Origin of the sequence: Rugamonas sp. DEMB1, assembly GCF_029834475.1 — a bacterium.
Taxonomy (GTDB): domain Bacteria; phylum Pseudomonadota; class Gammaproteobacteria; order Burkholderiales; family Burkholderiaceae_D; genus Rugamonas; species Rugamonas rubra.
The window spans coordinates 6,547,964-6,569,972 of record NZ_CP122407.1; the positions used below are offsets into that span (position 1 = coordinate 6,547,964).

Annotated in this window: 16 protein-coding genes and 1 pseudogene; 8 read left to right on the forward strand and 9 right to left on the reverse strand. The window is 68.8% G+C overall.

Annotated features, from left to right (window positions below; all coding sequences use genetic code 11):
- Positions 1-34 precede the first annotated feature (34 nt).
- From QC826_RS30230 to QC826_RS30245, 4 genes are all read right to left on the reverse strand, one after another.
- A complete protein-coding gene (locus QC826_RS30230) occupies positions 35-835 on the reverse strand; it encodes a CsgG/HfaB family protein (RefSeq protein WP_279763717.1) in 801 nt (266 codons plus the stop codon).
- A 262-nt stretch (positions 836-1,097) separates the two neighbouring features.
- Positions 1,098-1,334, reverse strand: a complete 237-nt coding sequence (locus tag QC826_RS30235) for a hypothetical protein (RefSeq protein ID WP_279763718.1) — start codon at positions 1,332-1,334, stop codon at positions 1,098-1,100.
- A 164-nt stretch (positions 1,335-1,498) separates the two neighbouring features.
- On the reverse strand, positions 1,499-3,538 hold the full coding sequence (locus tag QC826_RS30240; protein WP_279763720.1) for a DUF885 domain-containing protein: 2,040 nt from the start codon (positions 3,536-3,538) through the stop codon (positions 1,499-1,501).
- A gap of 125 nt (positions 3,539-3,663) precedes the next feature.
- Positions 3,664-4,149 (reverse strand): hypothetical protein, encoded by a 486-nt coding sequence (locus QC826_RS30245; protein WP_279763721.1) that lies wholly within the window; start codon positions 4,147-4,149, stop codon positions 3,664-3,666.
- A 253-nt stretch (positions 4,150-4,402) separates the two neighbouring features.
- Between QC826_RS30245 and QC826_RS30250 the strand changes: the two genes are divergently transcribed.
- The 3 genes from QC826_RS30250 to QC826_RS30260 are packed head-to-tail and all read left to right on the forward strand — an operon-like array spanning position 4,403 to position 6,382.
- Positions 4,403-5,515: a C1 family peptidase gene (locus tag QC826_RS30250; protein ID WP_279763722.1), complete on the forward strand. Its 1,113-nt coding sequence runs from the start codon at positions 4,403-4,405 to the stop codon at positions 5,513-5,515.
- Positions 5,516-5,551: 36 nt separating this feature from the next.
- On the forward strand, positions 5,552-6,037 hold the full coding sequence (locus QC826_RS30255; protein ID WP_279763723.1) for a hypothetical protein: 486 nt from the start codon (positions 5,552-5,554) through the stop codon (positions 6,035-6,037).
- 27 nt (positions 6,038-6,064) lie between these two features.
- Complete coding sequence (locus QC826_RS30260; RefSeq protein WP_279763725.1) at positions 6,065-6,382, forward strand: protease inhibitor I42 family protein; 318 nt, start codon at positions 6,065-6,067, stop codon at positions 6,380-6,382.
- Between the two features lie 20 nt (positions 6,383-6,402).
- Here the strand turns inward: QC826_RS30260 and QC826_RS30265 are convergent, their stop codons facing one another.
- Positions 6,403-10,566 carry a DEAD/DEAH box helicase gene (locus QC826_RS30265; RefSeq protein ID WP_279763726.1) on the reverse strand — a complete coding sequence of 1,388 codons (4,164 nt, stop codon included), beginning with the start codon at positions 10,564-10,566 and terminating at the stop codon, positions 6,403-6,405.
- A gap of 13 nt (positions 10,567-10,579) precedes the next feature.
- On the reverse strand, positions 10,580-12,595 hold the full coding sequence (locus tag QC826_RS30270) for an alpha/beta hydrolase family protein (RefSeq protein WP_279763728.1): 2,016 nt from the start codon (positions 12,593-12,595) through the stop codon (positions 10,580-10,582).
- A gap of 171 nt (positions 12,596-12,766) precedes the next feature.
- Here QC826_RS30270 and hemE point away from each other — a divergent pair, with 171 nt between their 5' ends.
- The 3 genes and pseudogenes from hemE (at position 12,767) to QC826_RS30285 (ending at position 16,686) form a co-directional block, all read left to right on the forward strand.
- The gene (gene hemE / locus QC826_RS30275) at positions 12,767-13,849 is read left to right on the forward strand and encodes a uroporphyrinogen decarboxylase (protein ID WP_093389298.1); all 1,083 of its coding nucleotides are present in this window, start codon (positions 12,767-12,769) and stop codon (positions 13,847-13,849) included.
- Between the two features lie 427 nt (positions 13,850-14,276).
- The gene (locus QC826_RS30280; RefSeq protein WP_279763729.1) at positions 14,277-14,468 is read left to right on the forward strand and encodes a hypothetical protein; all 192 of its coding nucleotides are present in this window, start codon (positions 14,277-14,279) and stop codon (positions 14,466-14,468) included.
- Positions 14,469-14,653: 185 nt separating this feature from the next.
- Positions 14,654-16,686 (forward strand): annotated as a pseudogene (locus tag QC826_RS30285) (primosomal protein N').
- A gap of 22 nt (positions 16,687-16,708) precedes the next feature.
- On the opposite strand, the gene QC826_RS30290 reads toward QC826_RS30285, so the two are convergent.
- Positions 16,709-17,608: an ArgP/LysG family DNA-binding transcriptional regulator gene (locus tag QC826_RS30290; RefSeq protein WP_099414350.1), complete on the reverse strand. Its 900-nt coding sequence runs from the start codon at positions 17,606-17,608 to the stop codon at positions 16,709-16,711.
- 171 nt (positions 17,609-17,779) lie between these two features.
- On the opposite strand from QC826_RS30290, the gene QC826_RS30295 reads away from it, so the two are divergent.
- Both QC826_RS30295 and QC826_RS30300 read left to right on the forward strand, forming a co-directional pair.
- Positions 17,780-19,228: a dihydrolipoyl dehydrogenase gene (locus tag QC826_RS30295; protein ID WP_279763730.1), complete on the forward strand. Its 1,449-nt coding sequence runs from the start codon at positions 17,780-17,782 to the stop codon at positions 19,226-19,228.
- 136 nt (positions 19,229-19,364) lie between these two features.
- Complete coding sequence (locus tag QC826_RS30300; protein ID WP_279763731.1) at positions 19,365-20,489, forward strand: HD-GYP domain-containing protein; 1,125 nt, start codon at positions 19,365-19,367, stop codon at positions 20,487-20,489.
- Positions 20,490-20,511: 22 nt separating this feature from the next.
- Here the strand turns inward: QC826_RS30300 and QC826_RS30305 are convergent, their stop codons facing one another.
- Positions 20,512-20,994: an SRPBCC family protein gene (locus QC826_RS30305; RefSeq protein WP_099414353.1), complete on the reverse strand. Its 483-nt coding sequence runs from the start codon at positions 20,992-20,994 to the stop codon at positions 20,512-20,514.
- 85 nt (positions 20,995-21,079) lie between these two features.
- Positions 21,080-21,985, reverse strand: a complete 906-nt coding sequence (locus tag QC826_RS30310; RefSeq protein ID WP_279763732.1) for a LysR family transcriptional regulator — start codon at positions 21,983-21,985, stop codon at positions 21,080-21,082.
- Positions 21,986-22,009 lie beyond the last annotated feature (24 nt).

Consider the following 22,009-nt stretch of genomic DNA (forward strand, 5'->3'; position numbering starts at 1 on the left):
CCCTGCGGCGCCGATACGCCGCAGTCCCTCCCGCTCAATTGGTTTTCAGCGTGCCGCCGTTGCCCAGGCCGCCGTCGACCGCCTGCGCCTGGTAGTCGCGCACCGATTTGACCAGCTGGTTGTAGGAATCCATGAAGGAGGCGGCCAGCACCTTGCCCTGCGGCGTGTTGCTGAAGCCGCCGCCACCGGCGAAGCCGCCGCCGAAGAACGCCCCCATCGCGCCGAAGTCCCAGTTCTTGGCGCTGCCCTCGGCGGCGGCCAGCTGGATGCCGGAGCGGTTGTCCGTCAGCAGCAGCATGGTCGAGGCCTCGTTCGACCTGAGCGAGCCGGCCACCAGCGAGCCGATCGCCCCCAGCATGCCGCCGATGGCCGCGCCGCCGCCGCCGGTGCCGCGCGCGCTGAAGCTGATCGACGGCGTGACCGTGTAGTCGGCCGCCACCATTTGACCCTTGCCCAGGTTGCTGGTCTTGCGCAGGTCGCCGCGCGCCATCAGTTCGCGCTCGCCCTGCATGTTGTTGAAGGCGCGGCCGCGTTCGACGATGACGAAGCAGTTCGACTGCTGCATGATCAGGCGCAGCAGCGGCACCGTGCTCTGCACATGGTATTCCTGCGTCAGCTGGTAGAGCCAGGGCTGGTTGGCCTCCTCGACGATGGTCAGCGTGCCGAGCGGCTTGGCGCAGCGTTCCAGCTGCTGGTTGGCGCCCTGCGCGTTGGCGCCGCCGGCCGAGCCGGTGGCCACCGTCTTGGCGCCGTGGTCGCCCATGGTCATGGTGCCGGCGCAGCCGGCCAGGGACAGCGCGGCGGCGCAGGCGAGCAAACGAAGTGGGCTTGTCATGTGGATTCCTTTCCTGGGAGATGGCGGACCGGCCGCGCATGGGGAAAGGACATGGTAGCGTCATGCTAGCTCGGCGGTTTGAGACGCCGCAAGCGCGGCCCGCATGCCTGCGGGAAAGCCGAGCTGCTACAGCGCGATGAGCTTCTGCCGGGCAAATTCGAACTTTGCCCGTGCTTCTTGGCTGAATAGCTGAATACTAGTGGTCAGTTCTTGTCGGTCAAGCTCACTGCCGAGGGCCAGCTTTTGCCGGCTTAGCTCAAGACTAGCGATCAGTTTTTGTACGGGCCTGCTCAATACTGTCGGTCAGTTCTTGTTTGACCGCTTCGATACAGTAGGTCACATCCGCCTTGAGCAGGATGAGGTCGCCGGGTGCGACGACAGTGTTGGTGAGCGCGTCGCTGAGCGCCTGGGCGTACGCCTCGGCGTGGCTGGGTGCAATGCCGGCCACTTCCAACCGTTTGGCGTATTTGAGTGTGTCGAATCGGATGGGCATGGTCATGTACGCTCCTGCAGTTAATCGTAGCAGAAAACCTATTCTGCGCCAGACCTGCCTCAATCGTGCGCAAGTGCCGATCCGAACGGCGCACGCAAAACGGGGCGCATGAGCGCCCCGTTGTAGCTTGGCGGCGCGCCGTCGCGGCGCCCGCCAGATGCCCGCCGCGCCTACTGCGGCGCCGCCTGTTGCAGCATCAGGTCGCGGATCACCCGCACCGGCGCGCTGCCGTAGCTGAGGAATTGCTCGTGGAAATCCTTCAGCACGAACTTGTTGCCCAACGCCTGTTTGCGCTGCTCGCGCAGCTCCATGATCTCGCTGTAGCCGCTGAAGTAGCTGGTCAGTTGCACCGAGGTCAGCTGCACGCGGCGCCATTTCTCCTTGGCCTCGCTGGTGGTCTGGAAGGCCTGCCGCGCCAGCAGGTCGATGGCCTCCTGCTCGCCCATGTCGAGCACGTGCACGCTGTAGTCGAGGATGGTGTTGGTGACGCTGCGCAGGTTCCATTTCGAGTACATCAGCCACATCTCGGGCGTGTTGTCGCCATAGCCGGACTCGAGCATCATGCGCTCGCCGTAGACGGCCCAGCCCTCGACCATGGCGCCGTTGCCGAAGATCGACTTGACGATGGACGGCGACTTGTTGGCGTACACCAGCTGGGTGTAGTGGCCGGGAATGGCCTCGTGGATGTTGAGGATCTGCAGGATCCAGTGGTTGTACTCGCGCAGGCTGCTCTCGGCCGCCTCCGGCGTGGCGCCGTCGAGCGGCGTGACGTTGTAGTAGGTGCGGTCCTGCGGCCGGTACGGGCCGGGCGCCTCGATGCTGGCGCCGGCCACGCCGCTCTGGTAGGCCGGGGTGGCGCGCACTTCCAGCGGTTTCTTCGGGTCCATGGTCAGCAGGTCGTGGCTGACCACCCAGTCCTGCAGCAGCGGGATCTGGCGGCGGATCTCGGGGAAGAAGTTCTCGCGCGCCACGTGCTGGCTGGACAGCTTGTCGATCACCATGCCGATCTTGCGGGTGCGGTCGAGCGGCTTGGCCGACAGGCCCATGGTCTTGTTCCACAACTCGTCGGCCAGCCGGTCCATGTTGACCAGCAGCGCCTCGCGCGCCGCCAGGGCCTTCTGGTAGGTCTGCTCGGCGCTGCTGCCGGCCTGGATGTCGAAGACGAACTTCTGCTCGTACAGCTCCTTGCCGAGGCGGAAGGGACGGGCCTCGCCGGTTTGCGCCATGGTCTTGTCGAGCTCGCCCAACCAGGCGACGTAGCCGTCGACGGCGGTCAGCGCGGCGTTGACGCGTTGGGTGAACAGCTGCTTCTCGACCGGGTTCAGGATGGAGGCCTGGGCCGCCTTGTCGAGCTCGGTGAGCATGCTCAGCACGCCGGGCGCCTGGGCGATCGCCAGTTGGGTGTGCTCGCGGGTCGGCTTGGCGATGTTGGCGCGGGCCGCCTCGTAGTAGGCGGGCACGCCGGCGATGCGTTTGAGCAGGGTGCGCAGGCGCTGCGGCTTGGCGGCGTATTCGGTGTTGAGGATGGCGTCGATCGGCGCGGCGACGTTGTAGCTGGCCGGGTTCCATTGCCACTCGCGCAGCGTGGTCAGGTAGAAGCGGTCGCTGTTGAGCTTGTTGGTCAGCAGCGCCAGGTCGGTGCGCTGCTTGGCCGACAGCTGGCGCGCGTCGATCTTGGCGAAGCGGGCCAGCCAGTCGTCGGTGAAGGCCAGCTGGCGGGCGCGGGCGGCCTGGTCGGGAATGGTCAGGCTGGCGGCGGTGTCGTACTTGCCGGCGGCGATGGCGGCCTCCGGGTCGATGCGCCACAGCGCGCCGAGGAACTGGTTGCTCAGGGTGTCGAGGTTGCGGTCCTGGCGGCGCTCGGACGGCGGCGCCGGACGGGCCATGGCGGCGACCGGCGCGGCCACCGCGGCGGCGGCGACGGCCTTGCCCTTGCCACCCTTGCCACCCTTGCCGTGCTTGTCCTGCTTGCCGCCCTTGGCATTCTTGCCGGCGTGCGCGGCCTTGGCGCCGCCCTTGGCAGCGGCCTTGGCGCCGCCCTTGGCGCCGCCCTTGGCAGCGGCCTTGGCGCCGCCCTTGGCGCTGGATTTGGCGCCGGCCTTGCTCTTGCTGCTGGCGGCCTTGTCCTGGCCGTGGTGGGTGGTGGCGCCGGCCGGCGCGAGCGTCAGGCTCGTCAGCAGCACAGCCAGCGCAAATTTGGTCTTGATCATCGTACACAGCCTCTTGATGGTTGGGGCAAGACGCGCATATTCGCAGATTCGGGCGGGCGCGCCAAGGCCAAGCGTGGGAGAGTAGCACTAATTTCCGTGCTTGAGCGCGCCAGTTGGCGGCCGCCTCAAACCAGCGCGTTGGCGCGGATCAGTTCCTGGTGGCGGGCGTTGAGCAGGCCGACGGCGTCCTTGCCGTTGGCCATTTGGCCGAGCAGGATCTCGCTGTCCTTGGTGAAGCGGTGGCCGATGCGGATGGTGTAGGAGCGCGACAGCCAGCTCCAGAACGAGGGCACGAAGGTGGCCTCGTCCATGTCGCGCCATTTGACGCCGGCCACGCCCTTGGCCCAGGGCAGGATGCCGTGGTAGAGCCAGACGCCGACGTCGTCGTAGTATAGCTGGTAGCTGCGGATGGCCAGCACGCGGTAGCCGACCAGCAGCGCCGACGCGAGCAGCACGGCGGCGGCGGCCAGCTCGGTCCACTTGAAGGCCAGCGGCAGCACGGCGCCGAACAGGATCAGCGCCAGCAGCGCGGTGCCGACGTAGGCGGTCCAGGCCTTGCCGCACAGCGGCGTGCCGTGGCTGGCGATGTGGGCGGCGTTGTCTTCTTCCATGGATGTTCCGGAGTGGCGGGCTGAAAACGGAAGAGTACATGATTTGCGCCGCCGCCGCGACGAATTTGCGTGCCCCGTCCGAGTCCGCCGGCGCCGAATAGTTCCGCCGTTCCGCCGCCGACGTGGCGGACCTCAAGCGCGGCGCGATCCGGCCTGCGCGCGGCCGCGATCGCGCCTACCCTGCATGACTGGGGGAGGCGTGCCGCGGCGGCGCGGCCCGTCCGCCACCCCGCCACCCGACAGGAGACCAGCAATGACCATCAACGGTATCAGTTTGAACCAAATCCGCGACGCGCTGCAGGCGCAGGGCGACCCGTGGCAGGCCGGCGCCACCAGCATGTCGCTGCTGCACCCGGATGAGCAGCAGGTGCGCCTGGGCGTCAAGCCGCCGCCGGGCGAGCCCGGCATCGCCGAGGTGGCGCAGCGCTCGCAGCAGATCCAGGCCGACATGCAGGCGCGGGCGCGCGCCAGCGTCGGCGCGCCGGCTGAATACGACCTGCGCAACGTCGGCGGGCAGAACTTCGTCACGCCCGTGGTCGACCAGTCGGCCTGCGGCTCCTGCGTCGCCTTCGGCACGGTGGCGGCGATCGAGAGCCGGCTGCGGGTGCAGCGCGGCAACCCCGACCTGGCCGTCGACCTGAGCGAGGCCCATCTGTTCTTCTGCCACGGCCGGGCGCGCGGCGCCAACTGCGACACCGGCTGGTGGCCCAAGGAGGCGCTCGACGACTGCAAGGCCAAGGGCCTGGTCGACGAGGCCTGCTATCCCTACGACCTGGCCAACCGCGATTGCAGCGGCCTGTGCGCCAACGCGGCCGACCGCCTGACCAAGATCAGCGGCTACTCCGAGCTGACCAACAATCCGGCCGACATCAAGAGCTTCATCGCCACCAAGGGGCCGGTCGACGCCTGCTTCGTCGTCTACGCCGACTTCTTCAGCTACACCAGCGGGGTCTACCAGCATGTCAGCGGCGACGTCGCCGGCGGCCACTGTGTCGCCATCGTCGGCTACAACGACAACCCCGGCTATTGGATCTGCAAGAACAGCTGGGGCAGCGGCTGGGGCGAGCAGGGCTACTTCCGCATCGCCTACGGCGAGTGCGGCATCGAGAGCTGGGGCAATTTCGGCGTCGACGGCATCGAGAACACCGGCTGGCAGAACAACGCCCGCGTGCTCGGCCTGTGGACCGTCAACCAGGAGCGCAACGCCTGGGTGTATTTCGACGCGTTGGGCTGGCGCCAGATCTCGTCGGACACCGACACGGTGTTCTACGACATGTTGTCGCAGATGATCGCCGCCAAGGCGGCGGCGCGGCCGGTCACGTTCTACGAGGAAAACAGCGTCATCAAGCAGGCCTATGTGTTCTAAGGTCCGCGCCCAGCCATTTTTTCAAACAGGAGAATCATGATGATTGAAACCAAACCACAAATGGAGCCGGCCAGCGCGGCTCGCGCCAAGTCGCGCGGCCAGGCGCCGGACCAGGGCCCGCAGCAGGGGCCGCAGCAGGGCGGCGCGGCGGTTCAGGCGGCCGGCGCGGCGCGGCCGGTGATGATGGCGGCGGCAGCGACGGCGACGGCGACGGCGGCGACGGCCGGCCTTGCAGGCGCGCCGCCGGGGCAGGCCGCGCCGACGCTGCCGCTGGCCTCGGTGGCGGCGCGCGGCGTCAGCCTGTGGCAGCAGAACAAGAAGCTCAGCGCGCTGTGGTCGATCAACCAGGACCGCAACTCCTGGGTGGGCGTCGACGGCATCGGCTGGAAGAAGCTGGCCAACAGCAACGACAGCTCGGTGGTCGCCCTGACGCTGCTGGCCACCCACGCCCGCGAGAAGGACGCCACCGTCAGCTACCGCGAGGAGAGCGACGGCATGATCTACGAGATGTATGTCTGGTAGCGGCGGCGGGCCGGGGGAGGGCGCAGCATGATCGTCAACGAGGCACAGGCCGGCGGCGAGGTTGAGCTCGCGCCCGGCGAGGAGCTGACCGTGCGCCTGCGGGAGAACCCGGGCACCGGCTACCGCTGGGCGGTCGACAGCGCGGCCGGCCTGCAGCTCGAGGGCGAGCACAACGAGGCCGGCGCCGCGCCCGGCGGCGCCGGCGTGCGCGAGTTCCACTTCCGCGCCGGGCCGGCCGGCAGCCACGAGCTGCATTTGAAGCAGTGGCGCGCCTGGCAGGGCGAGGCCGGCGTGGCCGAGCGCTTCAGCCTGCGCGTGCGCATCGCGGCGGGGGCGGTCGGCTGAGGCCGGCCGCCGTGTTGCGTCTAGCGCTGCAGGCCCTGCGCCAGCATGTCGAGCATGTCGCGGGCCGACAGGCGGGCCGCCGTGTCGCTGCCCTCGAGCAGGCTGTCGGCCAGGTCGCGCTTGTGCTGGTGCAGCTCGACGATGCCCTCCTCGATGGTGTGGCGCGCCACCAGGCGGTAGATGGTCACCGGGCGCAACTGGCCCATGCGGTGGGCGCGGTCCGAGGCCTGGTCCTCGACGGCCGGGTTCCACCACGGGTCCATGTGGATCACGTAGTCGGCCGCCGTCAGGTTGATGCCGACACCGCCCGCCTTCAGGCTGATCAGGAAGACGTCGCCGGTGCCGGCCTGGAAGGCGTCGACGCGGCTCTTGCGCTCGGCCATGCTGGTGCTGCCGTCGAGGTATTGGTAGGACACGTCCTGCTCCTCGAGGTGGTGGCGGATCAGCTTGAGGTGGTCGACGAACTGGCTGAACACCAGCACCTTGTGGCCGTTTTCCAGCAGGCCGGTGAGCAGGTGGGCGAAGGCGGCCAGCTTGCTGCTGGCCAGGCCCAGTTCGGGCGCCACCAGCGCCGGGTTGCAGCAGGCGCGGCGCAGCTTCATGATCTCGGCGAGGATCTGCATCGACTTCTTCTCGGCCGGCCCCTCGACCGCCGCCAGCTTCTCCAGCGCGCTGCGGCGCAGCGACTCGTACAGCGCCATCTCCGGCGCCGACAGGTCGACCTCCAGCGTGATTTCGGTGCGCGGCGGCAGCTCGGCCAGCACCTGCGACTTGGTGCGGCGCAGGATGAACGGCTGGATCAGGCGGCGCAGGCGCAGCCGCGCGCCGACCTCGGCGCGGTGGTCCTGCGCCTTCTCGATCGGCCCGGCGAAGCGCAGGTTGAACTGGTCCAGGGTGCCGAGCAGGCCGGGGTTGATGAAGCGGAACAGGTTCCACAGCTCGCCCAGGTGGTTCTCCAGCGGCGTGCCGGTGGCCACCATCTTGAAGCCGCCGCGCAGCGCCATGACGGCCTGCGAGCGCTTGGTGGTGCTGTTCTTGATGGCCTGCGCCTCGTCGAGCACGATGGTCTGCCAGTGCACGCCGGCGAACAGCGCCGACTCCAGTTGCAGCAGGCCGTAGCTGACCACCACCAGGTCGAACGGTTGCAGCGTGGCCAGCGTGTCGGCGCGGTCGCCGGCGCCGAACAGCTTGACGTTCAGGGTCGGCGCGAAGCGGGCCGCCTCGCTGATCCAGTTCATGCACACCGAGGTGGGCGCCACCACCAGGGTCGGTCCCTGCGGCGCGCGCGACAAAATCAGCGCCAGCGCCTGCAGGGTCTTGCCCAGGCCCATGTCGTCGGCCAGGCAGGCGCCCACGCCCCAGTGGGCCAGGCGGGCCAGCCAGTCGTAGCCCTCGTGCTGGTAGTCGCGCAGCTCGGCCTGCAGGGTGCTGGGCAGCTGCGGCACGAACTCGGTCTGCGACTGCAGGCGCGCCAGGTGCTCGCGCCAGGCCTGGTCGGCCTTCAGTCCGCCGGCCGAGTCGGCCAGCTCCTCGAGCGCGAAGGCGGCCAGCGGGTGCAGGCGCACGCCGTCGGCGTTCAGCTCGCCGTAGGCCGACACCTCGGACAGGCGGCGGTGCAGCTCCTCGGCCAGCGCCAGGAAGCGGTTCTCGCCCAGCTCGATGAAGCGGCCCTTGCCGCTGCGCACCAGCTCGAGCAAAGTGCGCAGGTCCATCACCTGCTCCTCGTCGACCTGCAGCTCGCCGCTGGCGGCGAACCAGTCCTTGTGGCTCTTGATGGCCAGGCGCAGCTGCTTGCTGTCGACCTTCTTGGTGATGCGGAAGCTCTCGCCCTCGGGCCAGGCCAGCACGATGCCGGCCGGGTCGAGCTCCTGCAGCTCGGCCAGCAGTTGCAGGCACAGCGCCGGCTGGCCCAGCAGCCACTCGCCGTGGTCCTGTTCGGCCTCGTCGAGGATAGTACACTTGCCGACCAGCTGGCGCTCGGCCTCGCGCTCGGCGTTCAGCTCGCGCCGGGTCTGCGCCGGCTTGCCGCCGGCGTCGGCGATCAGGGTCTCGGCGCCGTCGCCCGGCGCGTAGTAGGCGCCGCCGTCGAGCGGACGCACCAGCAGCTGCATCTTCAGGCCGTGCTGGTAGGGCAGCAGGTGGACGTGCAGGCGGGCGTCGGCCTCGACCTGCGCCACGTCGCTGTGGGCGCCGCCGATGTCGGACTGCACCGTCACCAGCGAGGAGATCGAACCGATCGCCTGCAGCACCTGCTGCTCGGCGTGCTCGGGCACGATCAGGCCGTCGCCGACGATGGCGGCGATGCGGCGGTGCTCGTCGGCGATGGCGATCACGCGCAGCCGGGTCGGCGTTTCGCGGCTGATGACGACGGTGGAGTTGTTGTCGGGGATGGCCGGCTGCAGGCTCAGGTGCAGATTGCCGCCGCGCTTGCGGATCAGCAGTTCCGGCTCGCCGGCCAGCAGCTCGACGCGGGTGTCCGGCGCCTCCTGCCAGAACACCAGCGGGTGGCCGACCAGCGCGGCGGCGGCGCGCTGCGGGTCGACCTCGTAGGCCAGGCCGGAGGAGTGGTAGTTGCGGTGCGCCACGCTGATCGCCTCGGCGGCGCGCAGGGCCTGCGGCGTCAGGTAGTCGATCTGCTCGGACTCGAAGCGCAGCCGCTTGAGGCCGACGGCGCGGCCCTTGCTCCAGGCGCCGCGCGCGTCGCGCTTCTGCTCGCGCGGCTCGACCTCGGTCAGGCCGTGGCGGGCGTCGTACACCAGCATCCAGGCCAGCCGCACGGCGCCGCTTTGTTCCGGCGCGGCCGGCTGGTGCAGGTTGATCAGCGCGGTGAGCTGGCGCTGCCAGGCCTCCTGCCGCTCGAACCACTGGGTCAGGTCGGCGAAGCCGAGCCGCTCGCGCAGCGCGGCGGCGCGCTTGGCCTGGGCCGGCTCGCCCAGGTGGCCGAGCAGGGCCAGCGCCTGGCCGGCCAGCAGCAGGTAGCCGGCCGCCTCGGCCTGCTGCGCCAGCTCCTCCAGCTCGAGGCGGCGCTGCGCCAGTTGCGGCAGCGACAGCCAGTAGTACAGCAGGCTTTGGAACATCTGCGCCTGCAGCGTGGTCTCCCAGGCGCGGGTCGGGATGGCCTCGGCCTGCAGCGTGCCGGCGCGCACCTGGCGCAGCAGGTCGAGCTGCTGGTAGACGGCGCTGTCGTGGTTCTGCGTGGCGCGCACGGCGGCGTCCAGGTAGGCCTCGGCGGTCTTGGCCAGCTTGGCGTCGCCGCCGCGCATCAGGGCCAGCGCGTACAGGTGGCCGCCGATGCCGTGGAACAGCTGCTTGCGCTTGCCGGACTCGCGCCGCAGCGCCTTCAAGGCCGCCTCGAAGCCGTCCACGGCGGCGCCGTGCTCGCCGCGCAGCAGCCGCACCACGCTGGCGAGGAACAGCGCCGTGGCGCCGTCGCAGCGTTCCAGGTAGCGCGCCGCGTCGTCCAGCCGGCCGCACAGGATGGCGTCCTCGGCCAGGCCCAGGCGCAGCGCCGGCGCCACCTCGTCGCCGGCCGCCTGGCGCCGCTGCACATGCTGCTCGGCGTGGCCGCGCAGCTGGGCCGCGCCGGCCGGCTCGCGCTGCGCGTTGTTGAGCAACAGGGTCAGCACGTCGTCCTGCATCAGCGGGTGGACCCGCGCCAGCATGCCGGCCTCGAAGGGCCGGCCGAGGATCTCGATCACCGGGTGCAGCTGGGCCGCCTCGTAGCTGGCCATGCAAAAACTCAGCAGCGGCACCACCTGCTGCGGCGCCTGGCCGCGCAGCAGCGCCATGCGCAGGCGCGCCACGCCGGCGCGGTAGCTGCGCGGCTCGTGCGTGCTCCAGCTTTGTCGCAGCGGCACCACCACGTCGTGCGCGTGGCACAGCTGGTCCAGCGTGTGGGCGCCGATGGCGGCGCGCAGCGCCGGCCAGCGCAGCTTGGGGTTGCAGACGTAGCCGCGCCCGGTGACGACGCTGACGAAGGCCAACCGCTCCAGGTGGCGGATCGGTTCGTCGAGCGTGGTGGCGCTGTAGGTGCGCTCCTGCGGGTCCTTGAAGCCGGCGGCGCGCATGTGGTCGAGGATGCTGGTGCGCCCGGTCGGCTCGCCGAGCAGGGCGAGCAGCGCCAGGATCATTTTTTCATTGAAGGCGAGGGCGTCGAATTCGGCGAGCAGTTGCGGGTCGGTCATGCGGTTTCCGTGGTCATGCGGCCGGGACGTCCGGCAGGTTGTGGATCTCCAGCGGGGCGGCGGCGCCCGGCGTGTGCAGGCCGAACATGCGCTGGTAGAAGTACAGCTCGGCCTCCAGCGTGCGGACGATGTTCTCGCCCTTGCGGAAGCCGTGGCCCTCGCCCTCCAGCGGCACATAGGCGACCGGCACGCCGCGCGCCTGCAAGGCCGCCACCATGGTCTCGGACTGCTGCGGCGGCACCACCTTGTCGTCCAGGCCCTGGAAGAAGATCATCGGCCGCGCCAGGCGGTCGGTGTGGTGGATCGGCGAGCGCGCCAGGTACAGCGCCTCGGCGGCCGGCTGCGGCGCGATCAGGTAGGCGTTGTAGTGCGATTCGAACTTGTGCGAGTCCAGGTCCAGTCCCTTCAGGTCGGACACGCCGTAGTAGCTGGCGCCGAGCTTGAAAACGTCGTGGAAGGTCAGCGCGCACAAGGTGGTCAGGCCGCCGGCGCTGCCGCCGCGGATGATCAGCCGTTCGCCGTCGGCCAGGCCGCGCGCCACCAGCGCCCGCGCGCCGGCGATGCAGTCCTCGACGTCGACCACGCCCCACTGGCCCTTGAGGGCGTCGCGGTAGGCGCGGCCGAAGCCGCTGCTGCCGCCGTAGTTCACGTCGAGCACGCCGAAGCCGCGGCTGGTCCAGAACTGGGTGGCCAGCTTCAAGGTGTTGGTGGTCATGCCGGTCGGGCCGCCGTGGCCGATGACGATCACCGGCGGCAGCTCGCCGGCCGCTCCGTGCACCCGGCTGTTGCAGGGCGGGTAGAAGAAGGCGTGCGATTCGCGGCCGTTGGCGCTGGGGTAGCGGATGCTGGCCGGCAGCGACAGGTCGGCGGTGGCGGGCAGCTCGGCGATCGACTGCGCCAGCACCTCCACCTCCTCGCTGGTGAACTCGATGCGCGCCAGTTCCAGCGCGATGGTCGGGCCGCCGCCCAGCAGGACGACGAAGCCGGGGCCGACGCGCAGCTCGCGGATCTCCTGGTAGGGGTTGGCGATGGCCTCCAGCTTGCCGCTGCCCAGCAGCAGGCGGCCGAGCCGGCTGACGCCCTGCTCGATGTAGGTGCAGATGATCTCGCCGGCCGAGCGGAAGCCGTACATCGAGCCGCCGAAGGTCCAGTGCGGCGTGGCGAATTCGGCCTGCATCGGGCACAGCGCCTCGACGCGGCGGCCGCCGTCCGCTTGGCCGCCCGCTTGGTCGAGGCGGTACAGGTTCCACCAGCCGCTGCGGTCGGAGACGAAGTGCAGGCGGTTGTCGGGCGACCATTCCGGCTGGCAGATGGCCTCCTCGGCGCCGCCGGCGACCAGCGTGGGCGCGTCCAGGCTGCCGTCGTCGTTGACGGCGGCCAGCCACAGCTCGCTGCCCTGCCACGGCATGCGCGGGTGGTCCCAGCTCAGCCAGGCCAGCGCGCGGCCGTCCGGCGACAGGCGCGGCGCGGCGTAGAAGTCGTGGCCCTGGGCCAGCACGGTCTCGGCGCCGTCGGCGCCGATGGCGCACAGGCAGTTGTCCGGCTGCGCCGCGCCCTCGCCGTGCAGCTCGCGCACGCTGATCAGGCGTTGGCGGCGGCGGTCGACGACGAAGTCGGCGTGGCGCTGGCGGCCGGGCCGGGTCAGCGCCCGCGGCGCGGCGTCGCCGTCGCCGTCCACCTCGCAGCGGTACAGCAGGTTGTCGGCGAAATGCGAGAAGTAGACGCTGGCGCCGTCGACCGCGTAGGCGCCGCCGCCGTATTCGTGGACCCGGCTGCGCACGTTGAAGGGCGCCGGGGTCAGCTCGTCGCTGCGCGCGCCGTGGTGGCGCAGCAGGGTGTTGCGGCCCGCCTCGGCGGCGCGGCCGGCCAGCCAGAAGATGTCGGCGCCGTCGGCGCCGCCCAGCGCCAACTGGCTCAGCGGCGTGGCGCCGGCCGCCACGCGCGCCGCGCCGATGCTCGACGGCCAGGTGCCGAAGGGGGCGCTGGCGCTGGTGGGGACGGCGTGGTCGGTGGCGGTATCGGTGGTCATGGTCGCTCCAGAGGGTGGGATGGCCGGTTCGCGGCGCGGGCTGCTAGGCATCATAGTGAAAGGAAGGACAATCTTCCAGCGAAACTTGGCCGGGCCGGGCGGTCGGGAATGCGTAAAAACCGGCCGGGGGGTGCGATAATAGCGTCTTTCCTCCAGCTCCGACTGCCATTCATGCCACAATTCGCCCCGCTCCAGAACGACACCTTCTTGCGCGCGCTGCTGCGCCAGCCCACCGAATACACGCCTGTCTGGCTGATGCGCCAGGCCGGCCGCTACCTGCCCGAGTACCGCGCCACCCGCGAGCGGGCCGGCTCCTTCCTCGGCCTGGCGAAAAATCCCGACTACGCCACCGAGGTGACGCTGCAGCCGATCGACCGCTTCCCGCTCGACGCGGCGATCCTGTTCTCCGACATCCTGACGGTGCCGGACGCGATGGGCCTGGGCCTGTACTTCGTCGACGGCGAGGGACCGAAGTTCGAGCGTCCGCTGCGCACCGAGCAGGACGTGATGGCGCTGCGCGCCCCCGAGCCGGACTCGCTGGACTACGTGTTCAAGGCGGTCACCCAGATCCGCACCGAATTGAACGGCCGCGTGCCGCTGATCGGCTTCTCCGGCAGCCCGTGGACGCTGGCCTGCTACATGGTCGAGGGCCAGGGCTCGCGCGAGTTCCACACGATTAAGAAGATGTTGTACAACCGCCCCGAGCTGATGCACCACATCCTGGCCATCAACGCCCGCTCGGTGGCCGACTACCTGAACGCCCAGATCGACGCCGGCGCCCAGGCCGTGATGATCTTCGACTCCTGGGGCGGCGCGCTGGCCGACGGCGCCTACCAGGAGTTCTCGCTGCGCTATATGCAGCAGGTGGTGGCCCAGCTCAAGCGCGACAAGGACGGCGTCAAGATCCCGGCCATCGTCTTCACCAAGGGCGGCGGCCAGTGGATCGAGCAGATCGCCGACATCGGCGCCGACGCCGTCGGCCTGGACTGGACCGTCGACCTGGCCAAGGCGCGCGCGCTGGTCGGCCACAAGGTCGGCCTGCAGGGCAACCTGGACCCGGCCATCCTGTTCGCCAACCCCGAGCAGATCGGCGCCGAGGTGGCCAAGGTGCTGGCCGCCTTCGGCAAGCCGGCCGAGGGCAGCGGCCACGTCTTCAACCTGGGCCACGGCATCTCGCAGTTCACCCAGCCCGAGGCGGTGGCGGCGATGGTCGAAGCGGTGCACACACAGAGCCGGGCGCAACGCGCGGGCTGATGTAGTTGCCGAACAAGGGGCACGTTTCGGCTGAAACGTGCCCTTTTTTCATCCTGTTGTCTAGCCCTGAAAACCGACTTATGCACAATTTTTTTTACTGCGGAAATAACAGGCAGAACAATTCCTTCCACTCTGAAGAAACTGTCAAGTAATTGATTTTAAACAGTTTAATTATTGGTCTTTTGACCAAGTTTTAGTAAGTTGTAAACCTTATCCCAAGGGTAGTAAGGGCTTATTTACTCATTGTCCACAAAGTTATCCACACAAACTGTGGATAAAAATGAAAAGTACTTAGTAAACCGCTACTTAGCCGTCAAGTTGAGGTTTCGGACGAGGTTCATGTTGCGCTGCACTATCCGCCGGCACGATTTTTGGCGCGATATTTCGCTTGTCCTTAAACAAACCTTGATGCGAAGGCATGTGTAGAATGCTGATCGCCCGGCCGCATCCATGCCGCGCCGCATCAGTGGATAACTTTTTCGCCCGGGTTCAAAAAACACTTGATTTCGCGCAAAATTGCGACCTAAATACTTCACTTATGCACAGCGGCGGGGAAAAAACGGAAATTTCCCATCCCCTAGGAGGCATTTTCCAAGTTGTTGATTTTAAAGGGAAATAATTTCGATTTTTTGCCCGGTTTACGATACTGGGGAGCACATCGGGGGCCGTTTCTCCGTATTAATTTTCCTTTGTCCACAAAGTTATCCACACAAACTGTGGATACCTTCCGGCGCCCCGGCGGGCACGGTTTTCCCAGCGGTTTTCCATGATTCCCAGTGTGACTTTTGTAGATCGGCAGGACTGATGCACGGCATTCCCCATCATTGCATTCTCCAAATCGTGCTCGATACGCCACTCAACGCCGTTTTCGACTACCGCTGGGTTTGCGATGCCGCAAACGAACCGCGGATCGGCCAGCTGGCCCTGGTGTCCTTCGGCCGGCGCGAGGTGGTCGGCCTGATCGTCGGCGTCGCCCACAGCACCGAGGTGCCCGAGGGCAAGCTCAAGGACGCGCTGTCGGTGCGCGAGCAGCTCGCGCCGCTGTCGACGCAATGGCTGGCGCTGGCCGGCTTCGCCGCCGACTACTACCAGCGGCCGCTGGGCGAGGTGGCCCTGCCCGGCCTGCCGAAGAACCTGCGCGTGCTGACCACGGTGGCGCTGGACCGCGCGCTGAAAAAGCTGGCCAAGCACGACGCCGTGCACGACGGCACGCCGCTCGACATGCCGCAGCTCAATCCGGCGCAGCAGGAGGCGGCCGACGCCATCGGCGGCGCCAAGGGCTTCAAGCCGACCCTGCTGTACGGCGTCACCGGCAGCGGCAAGACCGAGGTCTACCTGCAGGCCTGCGCCCAGGTGCTGGCGCGCGAGCCGCAGGGCCAGATCCTCATCCTGGTGCCGGAGATCAACCTGACGCCCCAGCTGGAGGGCAACATCCGCGCCCGCTTCCCCGGCGTCATGCTGGCCACCCTGCACAGCAGCCTGTCCGAGGGCGAGCGCATGCTGCACTGGCTGGCCGCCCACCAGGGCCAGGCGCGCATCGTGCTGGGCACCCGGCTGGCCATCCTGGCCTCGTTGCCGCACTTGCAGATGATCGTCATCGACGAGGAGCACGACCCCTCGTACAAGCAGCAGGAGGGGCTGCGCTACTCGGCGCGCGACCTGGCCGTGTGGCGCGCCTGGCAGCTCGGCATTCCCATCGTGCTCGGCTCGGCCACGCCCTCGCTGGAGAGCTGGCACCACGCCCAGACCGGGCGCTACCGCCGCCTCGAGCTGCGCGAGCGCGCCGTCAAGAACGCCGTGTTGCCGCAGGTTAAGCTGCTCGACATGGAGCGCGACAAGCCCAAGGACGGCCTGACGGCGCAACTGGTGGCGGCGCTGCGCCAGCGCCTCGAACGCGGCGAGCAGTCGCTGCTGTTCCTCAACCGGCGCGGCTACTCGCCGGTGATCTGCTGCGAATCCTGCGGCTGGATCAGCGAATGCACCCGCTGCACCTCGTTCATGGTGCTGCACAAGCCGGAGCACCGCCTGCGCTGCCACCATTGCAGCCTGGAGATGCGCATCCCGCGCCATTGCCCGACCTGCGGCAACGTCGACCTGCAGCCGCTGGGACGCGGCACCCAGCGCGTCGAGGAGGGCTGCAGGCGCTGTTCCCCGAAGCGCGCATCCTGCGCATCGACGCCGACTCGACCCGCAAGAAGGGCAGCGCGCAGGAGGCCTTCGACAGCGTCCACCGGGGCGAGGTGGACATTTTGATCGGCACGCAGATGGTCGCCAAGGGCCACGACTTCAAGAAGCTGACCCTGGTCGGCATCATGAACCCGGACACCGCGCTGTTCTCGCAGGACTACCGTGCCAGCGAGCGCCTGTTCGCCCAGCTGATGCAGGTGGCCGGCCGCGCCGGCCGCGCCGCCCAGACCGAGGGCGGCAGCGCCAGCGAGGTGTTGATCCAGACCCGCTACACCCAGCATCCGCTGTACGGCGCGGTGGTCAACCACGACTACGACCATTTCGCCACGGCCTTGCTGGAGGAGCGCGAGCAGGCCGACCTGCCGCCCTATCTGTTCCAGGCGCTGCTGCGCGCCGAGGCGGCCGAGCTGGCCACGGCGATCGAATTTTTGAGCATGGCGCGCGATTGCGTCGAGCATCCCGGCATCACGATCAACGATCCGATTCCGATGAGCATGACGCGGGTGCACAATGTGGACCGCGCCCAGTTGTTGGTGGAGTCGCCCTCGCGGCCGGCGCTGCAGGCCTTCCTGAAGCTGTGGACGGAGACGCTGCGGGCGATGAAGAGCCGGGTCAAGTGGTCGCTGGAGGTCGATCCACTGGATATTTGACCGCCCCGGCGGTCCCGGCGCCTCAGGCCGGCGGCAGCAGGTAGCGCTTGGCGGTGGCCACCACCTGCTCGGACAGCGCGCGGGTGAACGGCGTGTCCAGGTTCCAGGCGTGCCAGTTGAGGGCGACGTCGATGCTGCGCCCCGGCGTCAGCTCGACCAGGCGCTCGTTGGCCAGCGCGTTGGCCGCCAGCAGTTGCGGCATCAGGCCGTAGCCCAGGCTGCCGTGGATGCACTCGTTGAAGCCGGCCGACAGCGGCATGTTGTGGTGGGGATACGGACCTTGCAGGTCGACCGTGTCGGCCAGGAAGCGCGCCATCAGGTTGCGCTCGCTCACCACGGCCGGCGCCAGCCGCACCGCCTCGACCGAGAAGCCGTCGCCGAACCAGTGGCCGGCGAAGGCCGGCGTGGCCACGCAGACATAGCGCAGCAGGCCCAGCGGCGTCACGCCGGGGCCGTTGAGCTGCTCGGCCGGCGCCTCCTGCGCCTCGGCCACGCAGCCGAAGATGCTGCCCTCGTGCACCAGGTGCAGGGCCATCGCCTGCTCGCTGACGCGCACGTCGAGCTGGCAGCGCGGCGGCGACAGCAGCGGTTGCAGGCTCAGCGGGAACCAGGTGGCCAGGCTGGCGGCGTCCACCGCCAGCGAGATTTCCGGCATGCTGACCCGGTTGCCCAGGTCGATGTCCAGCGCCGCCTCCATCAACTTGACGTTGCGGTGGTGCGAGACCAGGCGCTGGCCCAGGCCGGTCGGCACGGCCGGCTGGCCGCGCACGATCAGCAGGCGGCCGCTGGCATCCTCCAGCGCCTTGATGCGCTGCGACACCGCCGACTGGCTGATGCCCATGGCCACGGCGGCCCGCTCGAAGCTGCCATGGCTGGCCACCGCGTCAAGCACGGCCAAGGCCCGATAGTCTAGGTTTCCCATAAGCTGTACTTATAAAAATTAAAAAGGATAAGTGATACTAATGGGTTTTTTCCCAAAGGAAAACCGGAATTCGCAACGCGGGTATAGTATTCCTTTGAAATACATCAAACCGGAGCCGTTCATTTTGGACCAGCCTCCGCCTTGAATCGACACCTAGCCGGGGGAGACCGCATGCAGACCAAACGAACCGAAGTGGCAGTGATCGGCGCCGGCACGGCCGGCATGTCGGCCTACCGCGCCGCGCGCGCCGGCGGCAAGCGCGCCCTGCTGATCGAGAGCGGGCCCTACGGCACCACCTGCGCCCGCGTCGGCTGCATGCCCAGCAAGCTGCTGATCGCCGCCGCCGAGGCCGCCCACGCGGTGCGCGCGGCGCCGGCCTTCGGCGTCCACCCCGGCCCCTTGCGCATAGCCGGCAAGGAAGTGATGGCGCGGGTGCGCAGCGAGCGCGACCGCTTTGTCGGCTTCGTCCTCGACGGCATCGAGCAGATCCCCGCCGAGGACAAGCTGCGCGGCCACGCCCGCTTTCTCGGCCCGGGCCGTTTGCAACTGGACGATCACACCATCATCGAGGCCGATAGCGTGGTGATCGCGACCGGATCGACGCCGATCGTGCCCGACGAGTGGCGCCGCGCCGGCCCGCGCGTGATCACCAGCGACCAGGTGTTCGACTGGACCGACCTGCCCGACTCGGTGGCCGTGGTCGGCACCGGCGTCATTGGCCTGGAGCTGGGCCAGGCGCTGCACCGCCTGGGCGTGCGGGTGACCCTGTTCGCCCGTGGCGGCAGCGTGGTGCAGCTGAGCGACCCGCTGGTGCGCGAGGTGGCCGCGCGCGCGCTGGCGGACGAGCTGGACATCCGCTTCCAGACCGAGATCGCCGCGCTGGAGGCGGACGCGGACAAGGACGGCGGGCAAGTGGCGCTGACCAGCCGCGACGCCGCCGGCAACTTGCGCACCGAGCGGTTCAGCTATGTGCTGGCGGCCATCGGCCGCAGCCCGAACGTGGGCGGGCTGGGGCTGGAGTCGGCCCAGCTGGCGCTGGACCGCCACGGCATCCCCCTGTACGACAAGCACACCATGCAATGCGGCAGCAGCGCCGTCTTCATCGCCGGCGACGCCGACAACGAGCGGCCGGTGCTGCCGGAGGCGGCCGACCAGGGCCGTATCGCCGGCGACAACGCCGCGCGCTTCCCCCGCACGCAACCGGGCCTGCGCCGCACGCCGCTGACGATCGCGTTCAGCGAGCCACAGATCGCCGTCGTTGGCGCCAGTTACAAGGAGTTATGCGTATCGCACGGCGGCCGCTTCGCCATCGGCCAGGTCTCCTTCGAGAACCAGGGGCGCAGCCGGGTGATGCTGCAAAACCACGGCATGCTGCGCGTCTACGGCGAGTTCGGCAGCGGCCGCTTCCTCGGCGCCGAGCTGGCCGGCCCGCGCGCCGAGCACCTGGGCCATCTGCTGGCCTGGGCCTGCCAGGCGAAGTTGACGGTGGCGGCCATGCTCGACATGCCCTTTTACCATCCGGTGGTGGAGGAGGGCGTGCGCACCGCGCTGCGCGACCTGGCCCACCATCTGAGCAAGGAACCGGAGGAGGTCTGCCAGGACTGTACCCCGGGCACCTGAGCGGACGGCGGCCGACGCGCAGAAATACAAGGTCCGCAGTGCGCATTTTGCCTATGGGACGCAAGGAAATCACCTGTCCGTCACAGGAACACGATATGCTTCTCGTCCGACAATAATAATTGTAAATAGGCAATAAGTGAAAATTCGCAAGGTCAGCCCGGCCGATTTGAAGGTCGGGATGTTGATTCCCTGGAATGTGTACAACGAGAGCGGCGGCTTGCTGGTCCGCAAGGGGCATTTGATCGCCAGCGCGGCGCAGATCGAGGCGCTGGTCGAACGCGGCTCCTTCGAGGACGACAGCGAACAAGGTGCGCAGACGCGCGGGCCGGATTCGGTGCTGCGCAAGCTCAACGCCGCCCAGTTGGAACTCCAGATGCTGCTGAAGGCGATCGCGCTGCGCGTGACGCCGCCCGACTTGCGCCGCCAGCTGGAGGATGTGGCCCGCTTGGTGGACGAAGCCGTGGCGTTGAGCGCCGATACCGCCCTGGCCGCCATCCTGCACAACCAGCAGGCGATGCCCTACCCGGTGCGCCACAGCGTCGACACGGCGGTGCTGGCCCAGGTGTTGGCGCGCGCCTTGAAGATGGCGCCGGCGCCCATGTTGTCGATGACCTTGGCGGCGCTGACCATGAACGTCGGCATGCTGGAGCAGCACGAACGCCTGCACGCCAGCCGCGCCCCGTTGACCGTGGCCGAGCAGGCCATGCTGCAGGCCCATCCGCAACGCGGCGTGGACCTGCTGCGCCAGGCCGGCATCGACGATCCGCTGTGGCTGGACTGCGTGCTGTCGCACCACGAGAACGAGGACTGCGGCGGCTATCCGGCCGGCCGTAACGGCGCCGACCTGGCCGAGGCCGCCAAAATAATCGCCATCGCCGACCGCTACAGCGCCCGCGTGGCCGAGCGCGGCTACCGCAAGAACCTGCCGCCCAACACGGCGCTGCGCGAGATTCTGCTCGAAGCGGGGCGCACACTGGACGGCCAACTGGCCGCCGTGCTAATTCGTGAACTGGGGATTTATCCTATCGGCACCTATGTGCGCCTGCTAAACGGCGAGATCGGCGTGGTCTCGCGCAAGGGCTTGAACCCGACCACGCCGCACGTCGAGTCCATCGTCGGCCCGCGCGGCGCGCCGCTCGACGTCTTCCTGCGCCGCGACACCCGGGGCGAGCTGCACGGCATCCGCGAGGTGCTGGGCGCCGCCCAGGTCAACGCACCGTTCCGCATGGAGCAGATCTGGGGCCGCGTCGCCAGCCTGTAGCGTGCGCCACGGCGTGCGCCGCCTAGTTGAGCAGCGCGTCCAGCCGACCCTCGGCCGCCAGGTCGCGCAGGATGCCGATGGTGTCGATGTCCGACTCCTGGTAGGCCGAGCGGCGGAACTCGTCGTACATGGCGTTGGCCGCGTCGGTGGCGGCGTCGTGGCCGTCGTCGTACTTGAAGCGCACGAACAGGGTGTCCGGATGCGGCGCCTCGATAATCATGCGCAGGCTGGAGGCGCTGATGTCCTTCTGCTCCGCCACTTCGACGCGCACTTCGCGCATCGGCTCCAGCACCACCTGGTCGACGATCACCAGCTCGCCGTAGCGCTGGCGGCGGTGGAAGCCGTGCTCGGTGCGTTGCTCGATCACGCATTCGTCCAGGTGCGGCACGAACAGCTTCGGCGACTCGGCGCGCAGCACCAGGCCGCGCCACAGCTGCTCCAGGCTGAGGGAGTCGATCAGCGGGTTGAGTGGATCGTTGATTTCGATTAAATGTTCAAATTTCATAATAGTGCCGTCAAGTGAGCCGGACGCAGGCGCGCCCCATTCCCGCATGGTAGCGCAACTCGGCGCGCCCCATGCATGCGCGATATCACAGATCGCGGTCCCAGTAGGGCTCGGGGCCGAAGCGTTGGGCGAAGAAGTCGATGAAGGCGCGGCTCTTCGGCGGCAGATATTGCCGGTGCAGATACACCGCCGACACCACCGAGTCCGTCGCCGGATAGTCGGCCAGGATGCGCACCAGCGCGCCGCTACGCAACTGCTCCGGCACCAGCCAGGTCGACAGCAGACCGATGCCCAGGCCGGCCACGGCGGCGTCGCGCAGCGCCTCGCCGTTGTCGCTGCGCAAGCGGCCGCCGACCCGCACGTGCAATTCGCTGCCGTCGCGCTCGCGCAGGCGCCAGGGGTTCATCGCCTCCAGCACCAGGCATTGGTGCTCGGCCAGCTCGGCCGGGTGTTGCGGCACGCCGTGCGCCGCCAAATAGTCGGGCGAGGCGCAAATCACCAGCCGGCTCGGCGCCAACACCCGCGCCACCAGGTTGGAATCGCGCAGCGGGCCGATGCGGATGGCCACGTCGATGCCCTGCGCCGCCAGGTCGACCACCAGGTCGGACAGGCGCAGGTCCAGCTGCACGCCGGGAAACTCGCGCAGGAACTCGGCCACGTAGGGCACGATGTAGCCGCGCCCGAACGTGGTCGAGGCCGCCACCCGCAGCAGGCCCTGCGGCGCCACGCTGCCGTGGCCGACCGCCGCCTCGGCCTGCTCGGCCGCCGCCAGCAACAACAGCGCGCGCTCGAGGAAGACGTCGCCGTCCTGGGTCACCGTGATCTGCCGCGTGGTCCGGTGCAGCAGGCGGGCGCCCAGACGCTTTTCCAGCTGCGCCATGCGGGCGCTGGAGGCGGCCGGCGACAGGCCGAACTCGCGCCCGGCGGCCGACAGGTTGCGGGTGGCGCAAACCCGCACGAACAGCGCGACATCGGTCAGATCGAGGGACATGGGCTGGATTCGCTTGTTTAGCCG

What these genes read in the sequence shown, in the direction of transcription:
- QC826_RS30230 (WP_279763717.1), bottom strand. Translation starts at nt 835, where the DNA reads ATGACAAGCCCACTTCGTTTGCTCGCCTGCGCCGCCGCGCTGTCCCTG.
- QC826_RS30235 (WP_279763718.1), bottom strand. Translation starts at nt 1,334, where the DNA reads ATGACCATGCCCATCCGATTCGACACACTCAAATACGCCAAACGGTTG.
- QC826_RS30240 (WP_279763720.1), bottom strand. Translation starts at nt 3,538, where the DNA reads ATGATCAAGACCAAATTTGCGCTGGCTGTGCTGCTGACGAGCCTGACG.
- QC826_RS30245 (WP_279763721.1), bottom strand. Translation starts at nt 4,149, where the DNA reads ATGGAAGAAGACAACGCCGCCCACATCGCCAGCCACGGCACGCCGCTG.
- QC826_RS30250 (WP_279763722.1), top strand. Translation starts at nt 4,403, where the DNA reads ATGACCATCAACGGTATCAGTTTGAACCAAATCCGCGACGCGCTGCAG.
- QC826_RS30255 (WP_279763723.1), top strand. Translation starts at nt 5,552, where the DNA reads ATGATGATTGAAACCAAACCACAAATGGAGCCGGCCAGCGCGGCTCGC.
- QC826_RS30260 (WP_279763725.1), top strand. Translation starts at nt 6,065, where the DNA reads ATGATCGTCAACGAGGCACAGGCCGGCGGCGAGGTTGAGCTCGCGCCC.
- QC826_RS30265 (WP_279763726.1), bottom strand. Translation starts at nt 10,566, where the DNA reads ATGACCGACCCGCAACTGCTCGCCGAATTCGACGCCCTCGCCTTCAAT.
- QC826_RS30270 (WP_279763728.1), bottom strand. Translation starts at nt 12,595, where the DNA reads ATGACCACCGATACCGCCACCGACCACGCCGTCCCCACCAGCGCCAGC.
- hemE (WP_093389298.1), top strand. Translation starts at nt 12,767, where the DNA reads ATGCCACAATTCGCCCCGCTCCAGAACGACACCTTCTTGCGCGCGCTG.
- QC826_RS30280 (WP_279763729.1), top strand. Translation starts at nt 14,277, where the DNA reads ATGCTGATCGCCCGGCCGCATCCATGCCGCGCCGCATCAGTGGATAAC.
- QC826_RS30290 (WP_099414350.1), bottom strand. Translation starts at nt 17,608, where the DNA reads ATGGGAAACCTAGACTATCGGGCCTTGGCCGTGCTTGACGCGGTGGCC.
- QC826_RS30295 (WP_279763730.1), top strand. Translation starts at nt 17,780, where the DNA reads ATGCAGACCAAACGAACCGAAGTGGCAGTGATCGGCGCCGGCACGGCC.
- QC826_RS30305 (WP_099414353.1), bottom strand. Translation starts at nt 20,994, where the DNA reads ATGAAATTTGAACATTTAATCGAAATCAACGATCCACTCAACCCGCTG.
- QC826_RS30310 (WP_279763732.1), bottom strand. Translation starts at nt 21,985, where the DNA reads ATGTCCCTCGATCTGACCGATGTCGCGCTGTTCGTGCGGGTTTGCGCC.